15 protein-coding genes are annotated in these 15,553 nt (G+C 64.5%); 8 read left to right on the plus strand and 7 right to left on the minus strand.

The genetic code is table 11. The features are described 5' to 3' along the window. Positions 1–78: 78 nt before the first annotated feature. Positions 79–1,080 carry a GlxA family transcriptional regulator gene (locus IVB01_RS01785; RefSeq protein ID WP_247276447.1) on the minus strand — a complete coding sequence of 334 codons (1,002 nt, stop codon included), beginning with the start codon at positions 1,078–1,080 and terminating at the stop codon, positions 79–81. Positions 1,081–1,185: 105 nt separating this feature from the next. Between IVB01_RS01785 and IVB01_RS01790 the strand changes: the two genes are divergently transcribed. The 7 genes from IVB01_RS01790 to IVB01_RS01820 all read left to right on the plus strand — a co-directional run bounded on the left by IVB01_RS01790 (position 1,186) and on the right by IVB01_RS01820 (position 6,869). After that, positions 1,186–1,827, plus strand: a complete 642-nt coding sequence (locus tag IVB01_RS01790) for an HD domain-containing protein (RefSeq protein WP_247276421.1) — start codon at positions 1,186–1,188, stop codon at positions 1,825–1,827. Between the two features lie 239 nt (positions 1,828–2,066). Further along, positions 2,067–2,486: an HIT family protein gene (locus IVB01_RS01795; RefSeq protein ID WP_247494223.1), complete on the plus strand. Its 420-nt coding sequence runs from the start codon at positions 2,067–2,069 to the stop codon at positions 2,484–2,486. Positions 2,487–2,494: 8 nt separating this feature from the next. Next, on the plus strand, positions 2,495–3,439 hold the full coding sequence (gene nudC, locus IVB01_RS01800; protein WP_247276419.1) for an NAD(+) diphosphatase: 945 nt from the start codon (positions 2,495–2,497) through the stop codon (positions 3,437–3,439). Between the two features lie 13 nt (positions 3,440–3,452). Then, positions 3,453–4,406, plus strand: coding sequence for a sugar kinase (locus IVB01_RS01805; RefSeq protein WP_247276418.1), 954 nt, complete (start codon positions 3,453–3,455; stop codon positions 4,404–4,406). Positions 4,407–4,473: 67 nt separating this feature from the next. Further along, the gene (locus IVB01_RS01810) at positions 4,474–4,983 is read left to right on the plus strand and encodes an Lrp/AsnC family transcriptional regulator (protein WP_247276417.1); all 510 of its coding nucleotides are present in this window, start codon (positions 4,474–4,476) and stop codon (positions 4,981–4,983) included. Between the two features lie 81 nt (positions 4,984–5,064). Next, complete coding sequence (locus IVB01_RS01815; RefSeq protein ID WP_247276416.1) at positions 5,065–5,406, plus strand: hypothetical protein; 342 nt, start codon at positions 5,065–5,067, stop codon at positions 5,404–5,406. Continuing rightward, the gene (locus IVB01_RS01820; protein WP_247276415.1) at positions 5,403–6,869 is read left to right on the plus strand and encodes a methyl-accepting chemotaxis protein; all 1,467 of its coding nucleotides are present in this window, start codon (positions 5,403–5,405) and stop codon (positions 6,867–6,869) included. The genes IVB01_RS01815 and IVB01_RS01820 overlap by 4 nt, the downstream gene beginning before the upstream one ends. Before the next feature lie 65 nt (positions 6,870–6,934). Here IVB01_RS01820 and IVB01_RS01825 read toward each other — a convergent pair whose 3' ends face one another. The 6 genes from IVB01_RS01825 to IVB01_RS01850 all read right to left on the minus strand — a co-directional run bounded on the left by IVB01_RS01825 (position 6,935) and on the right by IVB01_RS01850 (position 14,150). Further along, on the minus strand, positions 6,935–8,434 hold the full coding sequence (locus IVB01_RS01825) for a phosphomannomutase/phosphoglucomutase (protein ID WP_247276414.1): 1,500 nt from the start codon (positions 8,432–8,434) through the stop codon (positions 6,935–6,937). An 85-nt stretch (positions 8,435–8,519) separates the two neighbouring features. Further along, positions 8,520–8,933 carry a HepT-like ribonuclease domain-containing protein gene (locus IVB01_RS01830; protein WP_346015471.1) on the minus strand — a complete coding sequence of 138 codons (414 nt, stop codon included), beginning with the start codon at positions 8,931–8,933 and terminating at the stop codon, positions 8,520–8,522. Beyond that, a complete protein-coding gene (locus IVB01_RS01835; protein ID WP_247276413.1) occupies positions 8,923–9,219 on the minus strand; it encodes a nucleotidyltransferase family protein in 297 nt (98 codons plus the stop codon). Before IVB01_RS01835 ends, IVB01_RS01830 begins: the two co-directional genes overlap by 11 nt. Positions 9,220–9,281: 62 nt before the next feature. Beyond that, complete coding sequence (locus IVB01_RS01840) at positions 9,282–9,794, minus strand: TIGR02281 family clan AA aspartic protease (protein ID WP_247276412.1); 513 nt, start codon at positions 9,792–9,794, stop codon at positions 9,282–9,284. Positions 9,795–10,174: 380 nt separating this feature from the next. Further along, complete coding sequence (hrpB, locus tag IVB01_RS01845) at positions 10,175–12,649, minus strand: ATP-dependent helicase HrpB (protein WP_247276411.1); 2,475 nt, start codon at positions 12,647–12,649, stop codon at positions 10,175–10,177. Between the two features lie 184 nt (positions 12,650–12,833). Further along, the gene (locus IVB01_RS01850) at positions 12,834–14,150 is read right to left on the minus strand and encodes a UDP-glucose/GDP-mannose dehydrogenase family protein (RefSeq protein ID WP_247276410.1); all 1,317 of its coding nucleotides are present in this window, start codon (positions 14,148–14,150) and stop codon (positions 12,834–12,836) included. 194 nt (positions 14,151–14,344) lie between these two features. Here IVB01_RS01850 and IVB01_RS01855 point away from each other — a divergent pair, with 194 nt between their 5' ends. Beyond that, a complete protein-coding gene (locus IVB01_RS01855) occupies positions 14,345–15,415 on the plus strand; it encodes an acyltransferase family protein (RefSeq protein ID WP_247494224.1) in 1,071 nt (356 codons plus the stop codon). Positions 15,416–15,553 lie beyond the last annotated feature (138 nt).

A 15,553-nucleotide genomic window follows, 5' to 3' on the forward strand; every position in this document is an offset into this window, starting at 1 on the left:
CGGACATGGTCTCCCTGTCGGGGCCATCCCCAATCCAGCATACCTGCCGGGTACCGCCAGATCGGATGCCGAGCGTGGTCAGGGCACCTGCCCCGGAACCTCGGCCATGTGCGCAAACTGCTTGCGATATTCGGCCGGCGTCACGCCGACGTGGCGAGCGAAAGCGCGCCGCAACGTATCGGCATCCGCAAATCCACAACGAATCGCCACTTGCTTTGGCGCTTCGTTACCGAACTCAAGCAGCCGCCTCGCGGCGTCGACGCGGGCTTCTTCGACCCAGGTCGCAGGCGTGATGCCTACCTCCGCATGGAACAGCCGCGCCAAATGCCGCGGGCTGAGTTCCATGCGTTTGGCCAGATTCGCAACCCGATGGTCCAGACCAGGATTGGCGGCGACCCAGCGTTGGAGCTCCTGCAATGCCGCACGCCCGGCAGGAACGGCCGCGCCCTTGCGGGTGAATTGCATCTGCCCACCGGGCCGTTTGAAGAACATCACGAGTTGGCTAGCGACTTTCATCGCGGTCTCGCGTCCAAGGTCTTCCTCCACCAGTGCAAGCGCGAGATCGAGCCCTGCGGTCACGCCGGCTGCTGTGCGAAGTTTTCCGTCGATGACGTAGATCGCATCCTTGTCGACCGTGACCGACGGAAATTTACTCGCGAGGGTATCGGCGACTGCCCAATGCGTCGTAACCCGCCGGCCGTCAAGAAGGCCGGCCGCCGCAAGGAAGAATGCGCCGCTGCACACCGACCCGAACCGCCGCGTCCTCGACGCTCGCCGGCGAAGCCAGCCGACCACATTGGCATTCGCGGGGATCTCGGTAGCGTTCGGGCATCCGGCGACCAGCAGGGTGTCGATGGGCTCCTGGAAGTCGCGGTCGATGATTCGGTCCGGCATTAAGCGAACGCCGGAGGAGCTGAGAATCGGGCCCGGCTCGGTCGCAGCCACGAAAAGCGCATAGGCCGCACGGCCGGCCTGCACGTTGGCCTCGGCGAACACGTCGAGCGGCCCGGCGACGTCGAGAAGCTGCACCCCTGGCAGCGCAACGATTACAACAGTCCTCGATTTTGGCTTCCCATTCATGTCCGCCTCGGTGCAGATTTGTCCGTTTTGGACGTATCGCGTCAATTGCAGACAGAATAGCCCAGACTTAGCCTGCCAGCCACCAGAGATTTTCAGGAGAACGTCATGTCGAAAATCAACGAAGCCGCCCAGATTCCCGACAGCACGCTGGCGCGTGCCATTACCGAATATATCCGCGACACCGAGACGGACCTGCTCTTCAACCATTCCAGCCGCGTCTACCATTTCGGGGCGCTGGCAGGCATCCGCCGCGGGCTGAAGTTCGACCGCGAGCTGCTTTACGCCGGCGCCATGTTTCACGATATCGGCCTGATGCCCGGCCATGGCAGCAAGCACGAGCGGTTCGAAGTCGATGGCGCCCATGCGGCGCGCGATTTCCTGCGCAGCCACGGCATCCCGGAAGCGGATGCCTACACGGTCTGGAGCGCGATCGCGCTGCACACCACGCCGGGCATTCCCCAGCACATGCATCCCGTCGTCGCGCTGGTGACCGCTGGCGTCGAAATGGACGTTCTCGGGCTCACCTACGACGAATATCCCGATGAGGAACGCGAGGCCGTGGTGAAGGCATTTCCGCGAACGGCGCACTTCAAGGAAGACATCATCCAGTCGTTCTACGACGGCATCAAGCATCGGCCCCAGACGACGTTCGGCAACGTCAAGGCCGACGTCATCGCCGACAAGGAGCCGCATTTCCATCGCGGCAATTTCTGCAGCGTCATCCGCAACTCCCATTGGCACGGCTGAGCCCTCGGGACCGACATCATGTCGCGGCGCGCCGCCTTGCGCTCACACATCATTGATAGAGAAACCGTTCGATACTGACAAACCGCCCTAGCTCACGCAGCGACGAGCGCGGCGCGCGCTTGTCCAGGACGACGATCGCGTATGCAGTGGCGGCGGAGCCTCAACCTTCCCCTCGCTGACTCCGTATCGTATGGTCGGCTCCAACAAGCCCGAACCCATCGGGCCCATCCGGAACCTCCATGCCCGAACCCGCCTGGTCGCTGCATTCCCGCCTGAAAGAGGACACGATCGAAATCGGCGATCTGCCGCTGTCGAAGGTGCTGGTCATCAAGGACGCGCATTATCCCTGGCTGCTGCTGGTGCCGCGGCGGCCCGACGCGATCGAGATCATCGATCTCGACGAGGTGCAGCAGGCGCAGCTGATGACCGAGATCTCCCGCGTCTCGCGCGCGCTGAAGGAGATCACCAAATGCGACAAGCTCAATGTCGCCGCGCTCGGCAACCTCGTGCCGCAGCTTCATGTTCATATCATCGCGCGCCGCACCAGTGATGCGGCCTGGCCGCGGCCGGTGTGGGGCGTGATGCCGCCGCTGGCGCACGACGCCACTGAAGTGCAGAATTTCATCAGCGCGCTCCGCCGCAAGATTTGGTTGGGTTGAAAGAAAAAATGTCAGCATTCAACGCGTTCCCGCTGGGACAGCCGGCCTTCGTCACCAACGTCCTCGACCGTGCCGCGCATCTGCGCCGTGACGACGAAAAGCTGTTCGCGCTGGAGCAGAAGCCGTCATCGCGCGCCTATGTGGTCTATCGCGACTCGCTCCTGGTGAAGCGCGAGGGCGAGAAGGTGCGGGCGCTGCTGGGAATTGACGAGGCAGTGAAATGCGGCGCCAATCCCGGCACGGTCTTTCTGGGGCTGCGCGACGGCGCAGCAATGTTCGGCATGGGGATGTCGCAGGCGGCGGCCGAGAAGCTCGTCGGCCGCGACGACTACACCGTGACCGAGCTGCGCGGCATGGCGATGCAGGGGGCGCTTCCGCCACAGGAGCTGTCGGCGATCGCAATGGCGAAGTCGATGGTAAGCTGGCACCAGCGCCACGGCTATTGCGCCAATTGCGGCGCGCGCACCAGCATGAAGGAAGGCGGCTGGAAGCGCGACTGTCCTGCCTGCAAGGCCGAGCACTTTCCGCGCACCGATCCCGTCGTGATCATGCTGGTCGCCTCCGGCGACAAATGCCTGCTCGGCCGCCAGAAGCAGTTTCCACCCGGCATGTATTCCTGCCTTGCCGGCTTCGTCGAGGCGGCCGAGACCATCGAGGACGCGGTGCGCCGCGAGATCCTGGAAGAGTCCGGGATCCGCTGCACCGACGTGCACTATTACATGACGCAGCCCTGGCCCTATCCGTCGTCGCTGATGATCGGCTGCAGCGCGCGGGCGCTGAACGAGGACATCGTCGTCGATCGCATGGAGCTGGAAGACGCGCGCTGGTTCACGCGCGAGGAGGCTGCGCTGATGCTGGCGCGGACGCACCCCGACGGGCTCGCCGGACCTCATCCCTTCGCGATCGCCCATCACCTGCTCGGCCGCTGGGTGCACGACAAGAGCCGCACCTGAACTGAGAGCGTCCATGACCGCAACGGGACTTGCGCCGGGCATCCTCTGCATCGGCATTCCCGTGCGCGACCTCACCTTCCGCGTCGAACACGTGCCAGCGCGCGGCAGCAAGGCCAATGCGAACCAGCTTGCGGAGATCTGCGGCGGCAACGCGCTCAATGCCGCGATTGCCATTGCGCGACTCGGCGGTCGTGTCGCGTTCGCTGGTCCGATGGGCGATGCGCGGGAGACGTCGAGCAGCTTCATCCTCGAACGGATGGCGCTGGAGGGCATCGACATCAGCCATATCGTTCGCATGCCGGGCCTGGCCACGCCGGTCTCGGCGATCATGATCGAGCCCTCCGGCGAGCGGACCATCACCATCTATCGTGATCCCGCTTTGTGGACCGTAGAACTGCCGGACCTGGACGAATTGCTGGCCGATTGCCGCGCGGTCCTCGTCGAAAGCCGCTGCGCCTCGCTCGCGACTTCCCTCTGCACCGAGACACGGCGGCGCGGCCTTCCCCTCATCGTCGGCGTGGACCGCGCGATGTCGTTGCAGGACGGCCTGCTCACGGCCGCTTCTCATTTGCTGTTCGCCAGCGAACAGGTGCAGGAGACCGCCGGCATCGCCGACGACGGCGAGGCATTGAAGCGCCTCGCCAAGCTGACGCCGGCCTTCCTCGCCGCCACACGCGGTCCCCTCGGCACGATCTGGCTGAACGAGACAGGCGAGCTGAAGGAGACGCCAGCCTTCCCTGTTCATGCGGTGGATACGCTCGGCGCCGGCGACGTCTTCCATGGCGCATTCACGCTGCGCCTCGCCGAGGGTGAGGGGACGCGGGAGGCGCTGCGATTCGCCGCGGCCGCCGCGGCGCTGAAATGCACCCGCCATGGCGGTGGCCTAGCCGCCCCACAACGCGTTGAAGTTGAAGAGCTTTTGAGAAGGCAGCAGGCGGCGATGCCCGGTCAGGCGCCAACATTATAGACTTGCGATAGAATGATTTTCTATGTATCAGGGGAATTCGCCCCTGAAATGGAACAAAGTTCTTCAAATGACCGACCTTGCCGTCCAGATCCCCGAGACCAGCCGCCGCCTCGATGCCATCGACCGCAAGATCCTGATGGTGCTCCAGGAAGATGCCTCCCTCTCCGTCGCCGAGATCGGCGACCGCGTCGGCCTGTCCTCGACCCCCTGCTGGAAGCGCATCCAGCGGCTTGAGGCCGACGGCGTGATCATCAAGCGCGTGGCCCTCGTCGACCAGAACAAGATCGGGCTCGGCATCTCCGTGTTCGTTTCGGTGGAGAGCGCCGATCACTCGGACGCCTGGCTGAAACGGTTCGCCGAAGCCGTCAGCGCCATGCCCGAGGTGATGGAGTTCTATCGCATGGCCGGCGACGTCGATTATATGCTGCGCGTGGTGGTGGCGGACATGCAGGCCTATGACGTGTTCTACAAGAAGCTCATCAGCGCCGTGCCGCTGAAGAACGTCACCTCGCGCTTCGCGATGGAGAAGATCAAGTCGGTCACTGCGCTGCCGATCCCGGCGGTGGTCGCGGCATAGCGCGGCAGCCTCGCGAGGGCTCGGCTTTCTTCTACCAGAGATTTACCCTCGGTTAGCTTCGTGAAGCTATGATCCTCGGAGATGGAGTCGGGGAACGTCCTCAGAAGAAGCTGGCTGCCCGCAGCAGCGTTGCTGCTGGTGAGCTGGGTCGCGGTCGCAGCACTTTCGCTGCAGGCGCGACCGGACGCTGAGGTGGTGGCAGTGGCATTCCCGCCCTGGTGGGACGCCCAGCAGGCGTTGCTGGCCGCCGCATCGGCGAACGCGGCGTTGGTGCGGATGACGGCTGCGCCGGCCGTTCTGGTGCTGCGTCCCGACAGCCACGATGGATTGAAGAAGCTGCACGAGGCGGGGGCCTGGCTGACTCTCGACCCGCAAGCGATCGATGCCTGTTTCACGAACAAGCCATTGGGGACTGGGGAATGACCTTCGAAGGTGATGAACTGGCGGTCCTGCGCGCGAGCACGAGCAAGATCCTGCTCGTGGCGCTCTGGCTGCATGTCCCGCTCGCGGTCGTGGTCGGGGTGATCTTGGGCACCGGGTGGTTGCTACCGGCCATTTTCATGGCCGCGATGGCCTCGGCCGCAAGCATCGCGTGGTCGGCTGGAGGAAACGGACCTTCGACCCAAATGATCGTCGCCGTTGCGCTGATGGGCGGCGTTTCGATGCTGGTGTTCCAGTTCGCCGGTCACCCATGGCAGGTCGACATGCACATGTACTTCTTCGCGGCGCTAGCCTGTCTCGTCGCGTATTGCGACTATCGTCCGATCGTCGCCGGCACGGTTGCAGTCGCTTTGCATCACCTGACGCTGAATTTCGTTCTGCCGGCGGCCATCTACCCCGGCGGCGCGGATCTCGGCCGCGTGGTGCTCCACGCCGTCATCGTTCTGATCGAGGCCGGGGTCCTGATCTGGCTCGCGCATACGGTCACCGGGATCTTCGCAATGGCGGCTCAGAAAACCGTCGAGGCCCAGGCTGCGAGCGCCGCTGAAGCCCGCGCCAACGCAGACCGACAGGAGGCCGCACGCGCCAAACAAAAGCGGGACGACGCCCGTCGCAACCTTGCAGCCGGTTTCGAGCACAGGATCAGCGGTGTCGTCGAAGCAGTGGCGCGCGCTGCGGGCGAGATGCAGGACCTATCCGCATCGATGCGGGGCAGTAACGTCGAAGCGATGCGGCAGAGCACGGCTGCTGCCACGGCTTCGACCTGCGCGACGGCCAATGTAGAGACCGTTGCGGCGGCAACCGAAGAGTTCACGGCTTCGATCAACAGCATCTCCGAGCAGGTGACGCGATCGGCCCAAATCGCCGCGAAAGCCGCTGAGGAAGCGCGTCGGACCAATACGGTTGTCGAAATGCTCGCAACCGGCACGCAAAAGATCGGGGAGGTGGTGACGCTGATCCAGAGTATTGCCAGCCAAACCAACCTGCTGGCCCTGAACGCGACCATCGAAGCGGCGCGAGCCGGTGAGCATGGCCGGGGCTTTGCGGTCGTCGCGAGCGAGGTCAAGGCACTGGCCAATCAGACCGCCAAGGCAACTGAAGAGATCTCCGCCCAGATCCAGGACATCCAGGCGGCCACCGGTGAGGCCGTCGGCGCGATCGAGGCGATCGGCGGCACCATCGCCGAAATCGACCGGATCTCCGGTGAGATTGCCGCTGCGGTCGAGCAGCAAGGCGGAGCGACGCGTGAGATTGCCAACAATTTGCAACAGGCTGCCGACCGGACCAGAGACGTCAACAAGAATATCCTCAGTGTCAGCCGGGCATCGGAAGACGCGAGCAAGGCCACTGACCGGCTGCTAGAGGCAGCCAACGGCTTGTCGTCGCAATCCGATCAGTTGAAATCCGAGGTGAACGGCTTCCTCGGTGCGCTGCAGGCGGCGTGAGCCGCCCGCGCATGGCATAGTCGGCTGCACTCGCCTCGAGTCGGGCCGCCGCGGTACGGCGCGCTTCAGATCTTCTGGTTGTACTCGCCGACCTCGGGATGCGTGCGCAGCACGCTGTTCACCATCTCGAACATGTCGTGCATGCCCTGCTCCGAGACCGGGCTCTCGACCACGACGACGAGTTCGGGCTTGTTGGAGGAAGCGCGCACCAGGCCCCAGCTGCCGTCTTCGACCGTGACGCGCACGCCGTTGACGGTGACGAGATCACGGATCGCCTGGCCGCCGATCTTGGCGCCCTTCGCCTGCAACCCCTCGAAATGCTTCACAACGGCGTCGATGACGCCGTATTTGACCTCGTCGGCGCAGTGCGGCGACATGGTCGGCGACGACCAGGTCTTTGGTAGCGCGTTCTTCAGGTCGGCCATCGACTTGCCCGGCGCGCGGTCGAGCATGTCGCAGATCGCGATCGCCGAGACCAGGCCGTCGTCATAACCGCGGCCGAACGGCTTGTTGAAGAAGAAGTGTCCCGACTTCTCGAAGCCCGCCAGCGCGCCCATCTCGTTAGTGCGGCGCTTCATGTAGGAATGACCGGTCTTCCAATAGGCGACCTTCGCGCCCTGTTTCTGGAGCACGGGATCAGTGACGAACAGGCCGGTCGACTTCACATCGACGACGAACTGCGCGTCCTTGTGGATCGCCGACATGTCGCGCGCCAGCATCACGCCGACCTTGTCGGCAAAGATCTCCTCGCCGGTGTTGTCGACGACACCACAGCGGTCGCCGTCACCGTCGAAGCCGAGGCCGACATCGGCTTTGTGATGCAACACCGCGTCGCGGATCGCGTGCAGCATCTCCATGTCCTCAGGATTTGGATTGTATTTCGGGAAGGTGTGGTCGAGCTCGGTATCGAGCGGGATCACCTCGCAGCCGATCGCCTCCAGCACCTGCGGCGCGAACGCGCCGGCGGTGCCGTTGCCGCAGGCCGCGACGACCTTGAGCTTGCGCGTCAGCTTCGGACGAGAGGTGAGATCGGCGATGTAGCGCGCCGGATAGTTCTCGTGGAACTGATAGGAGCCGCCGGCCTTGTTCTTGAACTCGGCGCCCAGCACGATCTCCTTCAGCCGCGTCATCTCGTCGGGACCGAAGGTCAGCGGGCGGTTGGCGCCCATCTTCACGCCGGTCCAGCCATTGTCGTTGTGCGAGGCCGTCACCATGGCGACGCAGGGCACGTCGAGATCGAATTGCGCGAAATAGGCCATCGGCGTCACGGCAAGACCGATGTCGTGCACCTTGCAGCCCGCCGCCATCAGGCCGGAGATCAGCGCGTATTTGATCGAGGCCGAATAGCCGCGGAAATCATGGCCGGTGACGATCTCCTGCCTGACGCCGAGCTCGGCGAACAACGCGCCCAGGCCCATGCCGAGCGCCTGCACACCCATCAGGTTGATTTCCTTCTGGAACAACCAGCGCGCGTCGTACTCGCGAAAGCCCGTCGGCTTCACCATCGGCTCGGATTCGAAGGCATAGGTGTTGGGCAACAATACGGATTTCGGCTTCGGGAACATTGAGACGGTCTCGTGAAAAGGGGGGGGCAGGATTTGCTGCAGCCTTAGCGAATGCCGGACCGCAGCGGAAGGCGGGAATAAAGGCTTATGGCCGATAATTGCGGCAGTTTGGTAACGAAGCGCGCGCGATATAGATGTCTGACCAGAATGGGCTAACGCTGTAGTCGTGCAACCTCCTCTTCAAGGACCTCCCTGAGAGGCGGCAGAGCCCGTTGAACAGTCTCCCACACGAAATGGGCGGCAACGTCCTCATAATTGTGGCGATAGACATTGCTGCGGCTGCCATCTGTTTCCACGCGATCGCCGGGTGCCTCGCCTTCAACTCCTCGGGCAGACGGCGGGATGCTTCTGAAATAATCTCCAGACACCGCGTAACTGCGTAGACGGTCCGCAGATCCGCCGCGAATTCCTCGCGATCAAGACGTCCGGCGAATTCAGCCGCCAAATCGATGTGATGCAAGATGTCTCGCAGTGCCCCGGGGATGCGATCAGAAGGCATAGATAGCGTCGGCCGTTGCGGCGGGAGCGACGTATGATTTCAGGCCGTCACGGTTGACGACGTCAACGGGTTCATCAAAGAGCTTGGCAATATATTCCTTGAGCTCGACGTAATCGAAGACCGTGATCCGCTTATTCGGATCGATCTCGACCATGATATCGACATCGCTGCCGGGATGATTTTCACCCCTCGCCACCGAGCCGAACAACGCGACATGCAAAACGCCCCGCTCGCGCAGGGCAGGCTCGAACTGTCGCAGAATCGCTATCGCATCGGGGCCGTTCATGGATGGAATATAGCACCCCGCCTGCTCCGGTGGGAGAGCCTCTTCGGGCCGCTAAAGCGAACTTACTGCTCGAGCACCATCTGGCCGTTGGCGTATTCGAAGCGCTTGAGGCGGGACAAGAAGGAAAGGCCGAGCAGGTTCTCCGACAGCGCTGCGTCCGGCAGCACCATGGCATCGACGTCACGCACGACGAGGCCGCCGACCTCCAGCATGGCGATGCGGGTGCGCGCGGCCTTGATGGTGCCGTTGGCAGTGGAGACGGTCGCGTTGTATTCGCTGCGCGAGGGACGCAGACCGAAGCGGGCGGCCGAGGTCTCGTTCAGCGCAACGACGGACGCGCCGGTGTCGACCATGAAGCCGATACGCTGGCCTTCGATCCGGCCCTCTGCCTGGAAATGACCGCGGCCGTCGCGAGAGATGGCGAGGCTGCGGCCGCCGGCCGGCGCGGAGGAAGCGACTGCCACCGTCGTGCGCGGCACCGAGGTGGCGGAGGCGGAGCTCATCTTGTCCGCCATCTGCGCCATGAAGGTGCCGAGGCCGATCATGACAGCCGCGAAGATCACTATGTTACGCATCACATCACTTCCGAGCCGGAAAGCTCGATTTCACCACGCGGCACGCCCGTCCGCGAGCGAAGCCACGGCTGGACCGATGCCATTTTGACGAAAAGGATGAGCGGACGGTTAATGCGGCCGCCTGACCTCTCCCCGCCTGCGGCAGGGCAATCGCATATGGCTTTTGGCGACGAGTGAGCGCGCGCCTTGTCCTTCGAGACGACCGCTCCGCGGTCTCCTCAGGATGAGGCTAAGCGGCATCGGTGCTCGTTGAAACTGCTGCCGTACACTCCGTCCTGATCCTGAGGGCCCGCCAAAGGCGGGCGTCTCGAAGGATGGCCCAAGGCGAACAATCTTCAACTGCGATAGCCCTGCCGCCTGCGGAAGAGGGAGAAGACATCTCACGTCCCACGCGGCTTCGCCCGCCTTGTCGGCAGCGCGCTGGCCGGATCATCCGGCCAGGGATGGCGCGGGTAGCGGCCGCGCAGGTCGGAGCGTACCGCATTGTAGCTGCCGCGCCAGAAGCCGGGAAGGTCGCGCGTCACCTGCACCGGGCGCTGCGCCGGTGACAGCAATTCCAGCACCAACGGCACCTTGCCGGCGGCGATCGAGGGATGGGTTTTGAGGCCGAACAATTCCTGCAGCCGCACCGCGATGGTCGGCCCTTGCTCGGCCTCGTAATCGATTGCCAGCATGGTGCCAGTTGGCGCCTCGAAATGTGTTGGCGCCTCGCGGTCGAGCCGCGTGCGCATGTCCCACGGCAGCAGCGCCATCAGCGCATCGGAGAGATCGCCGGCGGAAACATCCTTGAGCGCGGTCTTGTCATAGAGCGCCGGCACCAGCCATTCGTCGCGCCGCGCGACCAATCCATCGTCCGACAGGTCAGGCCAGCTCTCGCCCTCGGCCTTGCGCAGGAACATCACCCGATCGCGCCACTGCTTGGCGGCTTTTGACCAGGGCAGCCGGTCGAGGCCGGCGGCGATCAGGCCATCCGCGAAGATGCGCGCCGTTTCCTCCGCGGGCGACACGGCAAGCGTCGCCTCGGAGAGCGTGATCGCGTGCAGCGCGCGCTTGCGCCGCGCCCGCAACGCCATCGCGCCGCGATCGAAGAATATCTCGTCGGTGCTCTCGATATGCGAAGCGAAATGCCGCTCGATCTCGTCCTGCGTGATCTGCGCGGCAAGCAGAATGCGTCCGCTCGCCGCCGTTCCCGTCATTTCGCCGATTGCGATGTAAGGCGCGCGGGCCAGCGAAGAGGTCTGCTCGACGGAAGCGCCGCGGCCGTTGGCCAGCACGAAACTGCCATTGCCACGGTTGCGCGCGACACGATCCGGAAAGGCATAGGCGAGCATCAGGCCGGTCGAAAGTTCCTCCTGCTGCCCCGCTGTCTCCGATGCCGCCACCTGCGAGGCCCAGCGCCGCGCCAGGTCGCGCGCGCTCGCGGCACGCGGCGAGCGGTCGCGGCGGAACTGGTCGCGCCGGTGCTCGAGATCGACGCTGTCGCCGCCGAGCCCACGCTCGGTGATGATGGCCGCGATCTCGGCAGCCGCCTCGCCGCTGCCGGCGCGATGCGAATCCACGATCATGCGCGCCAGCCGCGGCGGCAGCGCCAGCGCGCGCAGGCTCCTGCCCTCCGCGGTGATGCGGCCGTCGCCATCGAGCGCGTTGAGCTCCAAGAGCAGGCTCTTGGCTTCCTTCCAGGCCGGCTGCGGCGGCGGATCGAGGAACGACAGCGCTGCAGGATCGGCAACGCCCCATTGCGCGAGATCGAGCACCAGCGACGACAGATCGGCGCTGAGGATTTCCGGCTGGGTATAAGGCGCGAGCGAAGCCGTCTGCGGCTCGTCCCAGAGGCGGTAGCAAACGCCGGGCTCGGTGCGGCCGGCGCGGCCGCGGCGCTGGTCCACCGCCGCGCGCGAGGCGCGCACGGTCTCGAGCCGGGTCAGCCCGATGTCGGGCTCGTAGCGCGGCACGCGGGCGAGACCGGAATCGACGACGATACGCACGCCCTCGATGGTGAGCGAGGTCTCGGCGATCGATGTCGCCAGCACCACCTTGCGTATGCCCTTGGGCGCCGGCGCGATGGCGCGGTCCTGCACGGCGGCATCGAGCGCACCGAACAGCGGCACGATCTCGATCGAAGCGTCCTGCACGCGTTCGGCGAGAAAGCTCTGAGTGCGGCGGATTTCGGCGGCGCCGGGGAAGAACGCCAGCACCGAACCGCTATCGGCGCGCAGTGCCGATGCGATCGCGTCGGCCATCTGCCGCTCTAGCGGCGCGTCCGCTTTGCGGCCGAGATAGCGGGTCTCGACCGGAAAGGCGCGGCCCTCGCTCTCGACGACGGGCGCCTCGCCGAGCAATCTTGCCACGCGCGCGCCATCGAGCGTGGCCGACATCACGAGGATACGGAGATCCTCGCGCAGGCCGGTTTGCGCATCGCGCGCCAGCGCCAGGCCCATGTCGGCATCGAGCGAGCGTTCGTGGAATTCGTCGAACAGGATCGCGGCAACGCCCGAAAGCTCGGGGTCATCGAGGATCTGACGGGTGAAGATGCCTTCGGTCACGACTTCGATGCGCGTGGCGCGCGAGATCTTGGAGCCAAAGCGGACCCGATAGCCGACGGTCTCGCCAGCGCGCTCGCCAAGCGATTTGGCCATGCGGTCGGCACTAGCGCGGGCGGCGATGCGGCGCGGCTCCAGCACGATGATCTTCTTATCCTTGGCCCAGGGCGCATCCAGCAGCGCCAGCGGCACCCGCGTGGTCTTGCCCGCACCCGGCGGCGCCACCAGCACGGCCGCGTTATGCGCCTCCAGCGTGCGCGAGAGGTCATCGAGCACGGCATCGATCGGGAGGGGCGTGTCGAAGCTGCGGGGCAAGTATCTATCCGTTCGTCGTGCCCGGGGGTTGGTCCCGTGCATCCACATCATTGGACTAGAAAACAGACGTGGATGGCCGGGACCCGGCTCCGCGAATGCTTCGCCGGGCTTACAGAATCGGGCCGACGAAGCCTAGGCGAAGACGGCAAGCCCAGCCATGACGGAATTATTTGGCGGCAGATCGTCAGCCCTGAACCGACGGGCGGCCGATGCTCTCGTACACGAAGCCGGCGGCTTCCATGTCCTCGGGGCGGTAGATGTTGCGGAGATCGACGACCACGGGCTTTGCCATGGTCGCCTTCAGCCGGTCGAGATCGAGCGCGCGGAACTGCACCCATTCGGTGACGATGACGAGCGCATCGGCGCCTTGCGCGCAGGAATAGGCATCCTCGCAATAGGTGATGTTGGGCAGCTCACTCTTGGCCTGCTCCATGCCGACGGGATCGAACGCCTTGACGCTCGCGCCCATGTCGATCAGGCCGGTGACCAGCGGGATCGAGGGCGCATCGCGCATGTCGTCGGTATCAGGCTTGAAGGTGAGGCCGAGCACCGCGATGGTCTTGCCGCGCAGCGAGCCGCCGAGCGCCTGGCTCACTTTGCGCGCCATCGCGCGCTTGCGGTTCTCGTTGACCGCGAGCACGGATTCGACGATGCGCAGGGACACGTCATAGTCCTGCGCGATCTTGATCAGCGCCTTGGTGTCCTTCGGAAAGCACGAGCCGCCGAAGCCGGGGCCAGCATGCAGGAATTTGGTGCCGATGCGGTTGTCCAGGCCAATGCCGCGCGCGACCTCCTGGACGTTGGCGCCGGCCCTTTCCGACAGATCGGCGATCTCGTTGATGAACGTGATCTTGGTCGCCAGGAACGCGTTGGCGGCGTATTTGATCATCTCGGCGGTGCGGCGCGCAGTGAACATCAACGGCGCCTGGTTCAGCGATAGCGGGCGGTAGATGTCGCCCATCAGCTTGCGGCCACGCTCGTCGGAGGTACCGACTACGACGCGGTCGGGGAATTTGAAGTCGCGGATCGCCGCGCCTTCGCGCAGGAATTCGGGGTTGGAGGCGACCACGACGTCGGCTGACGGATTGGCCTCGCGGATGATGCGCTCGACTTCATCGCCGGTGCCGACCGGAACGGTCGACTTCGTCACCACGACGGTGAAGCCGGTGAGCGACTGCGCGATCTCACGAGCGGCGGCGTAGACGTAGGAAAGGTCAGCGTGCCCATCACCACGACGCGAGGGCGTGCCGACCGCGATGAACACGGCATCGGCCTCCGCGACCGGTTTGGACAGATCGGTGGTGAAGTCCAACCGCTTGGCTTTCACATTGTTCGCCACCAGCTCGTCCAGCCCGGGCTCGTAAATTGGGATTTCGCCGCGATGAAGCGCCGCGATCTTCTTCTCGTCCTTGTCGACGCAGGTGACGTCGTGACCGAAATCCGCAAAGCAGGCCCCGGACACCAATCCCACATAGCCCGTGCCGATCATCGCGATGCGCATGAAAATCCCTGTCTTAGATTGGTTAATGAAACCCCGACGCGGGGCGGTTTAGCATTTTCCCGAGGCGAGGGAAGAGTCCGCATGCAAAAAAGCGGCACGGGAATTGAACCGGTAAAGAAGTCTGAAACCGCAAGGCGCCACACTGCCCCGCTGACAGACGGAGAGCGGCGGAACACGCCTCAAAAAGGGACACCATGGCACGATCAGGCACAATCGCTGCAGGCGGCCGTTCCAAGCCCCCTTCTGCCGCGCGTGTCGACTGGGTCGACTACGCCAAGGGCATCTGCATCGTCCTGGTGGTGATGATGCATTCGGTGCTCGGGGTTGAGCTCGCCGCTGGCCAGACAGGCTTCATGCATGTCGCCGTCGCCTTCGCAAAGCCGTTCCGGATGCCGGATTTCTTCCTGATTTCGGGCCTGTTCCTGGCCCTGGTGATCGATCGGGACTGGCGAACCTATCTCGACCGCAAGGTGGTGCATTTCGCCTATTTCTATGTCGTCTGGGTGACAATCCAGTTCGGCTTCAAGGCGCCGGCCTTCGCGGCGGAAACGAGCTGGCGCGAGGTTGGCCTCTTGTACCTCGAATCCTTCATCGAGCCGTTCGGCACGCTCTGGTTCATCTATCTCCTGCCGATCTTCTTCGTCGTCACGAAACTGACACGCAAAATCCCGCCGCTCGCGATCTGGCTCGCCGCCGCGGCACTGGAGACGGCACGCATCACGACCGGCTGGACCGTCATCGACGAGTTCTGCGCGCGCTTTGTCTATTTCTATTCGGGCTATCTGTTCGCGCCTCACGTGTTCGCGCTGTCGGATCGCGCCCGCAGCCATCCCATCCTTGCGCTTGCAGCGCTCGCGAGCTGGGCCTTGGTCAATGCCGGCCTCGTCGGGCATGGGGCCAGCGAATGGAAGATCGTCTCGCTCGTGCTCGGCTTCGCCGGCGCTTGCGCCATCATCACGATCGGCACGCTGCTCGCGCGCGCGCAGTGGCTGAACTTTCTCCGCTTCTGCGGCGAGCATTCGATCGTGATCTATCTCGCCTTCTTCCTGCCGATGGCGGCGACGCGGACGCTGCTGCTGCGCACGGGCGTCATTGGCGACATCGGCACGGTGTCGCTGATCGTCACGGTTCTCGGCGTGCTCGGGGCACTCGCGATCTGGCAGTTTGCGCTGCGGCTCCATGCGCACTTCCTGTTCGAGCGGCCCGATGCGTTCTGGCTCGCGCCGAAGAAAAAAGCCGGGGCGGTGTTGCAGGCGGCGGAATAGCGGTCATGCCACGCGGGGGCGGGGCATCCAGTATTCCACAGGCATCAGTCGGATACGGAAAAGCCGCGGCGCACTGGATTGCATGATTGTGTCGCCATCCTCCTCAAGGATGGGGCGCCGGCGGCCTCCCGATTACTG

The organism is Bradyrhizobium sp. 164 (assembly GCF_023073715.1).
GTDB lineage: Bacteria > Pseudomonadota > Alphaproteobacteria > Rhizobiales > Xanthobacteraceae > Bradyrhizobium.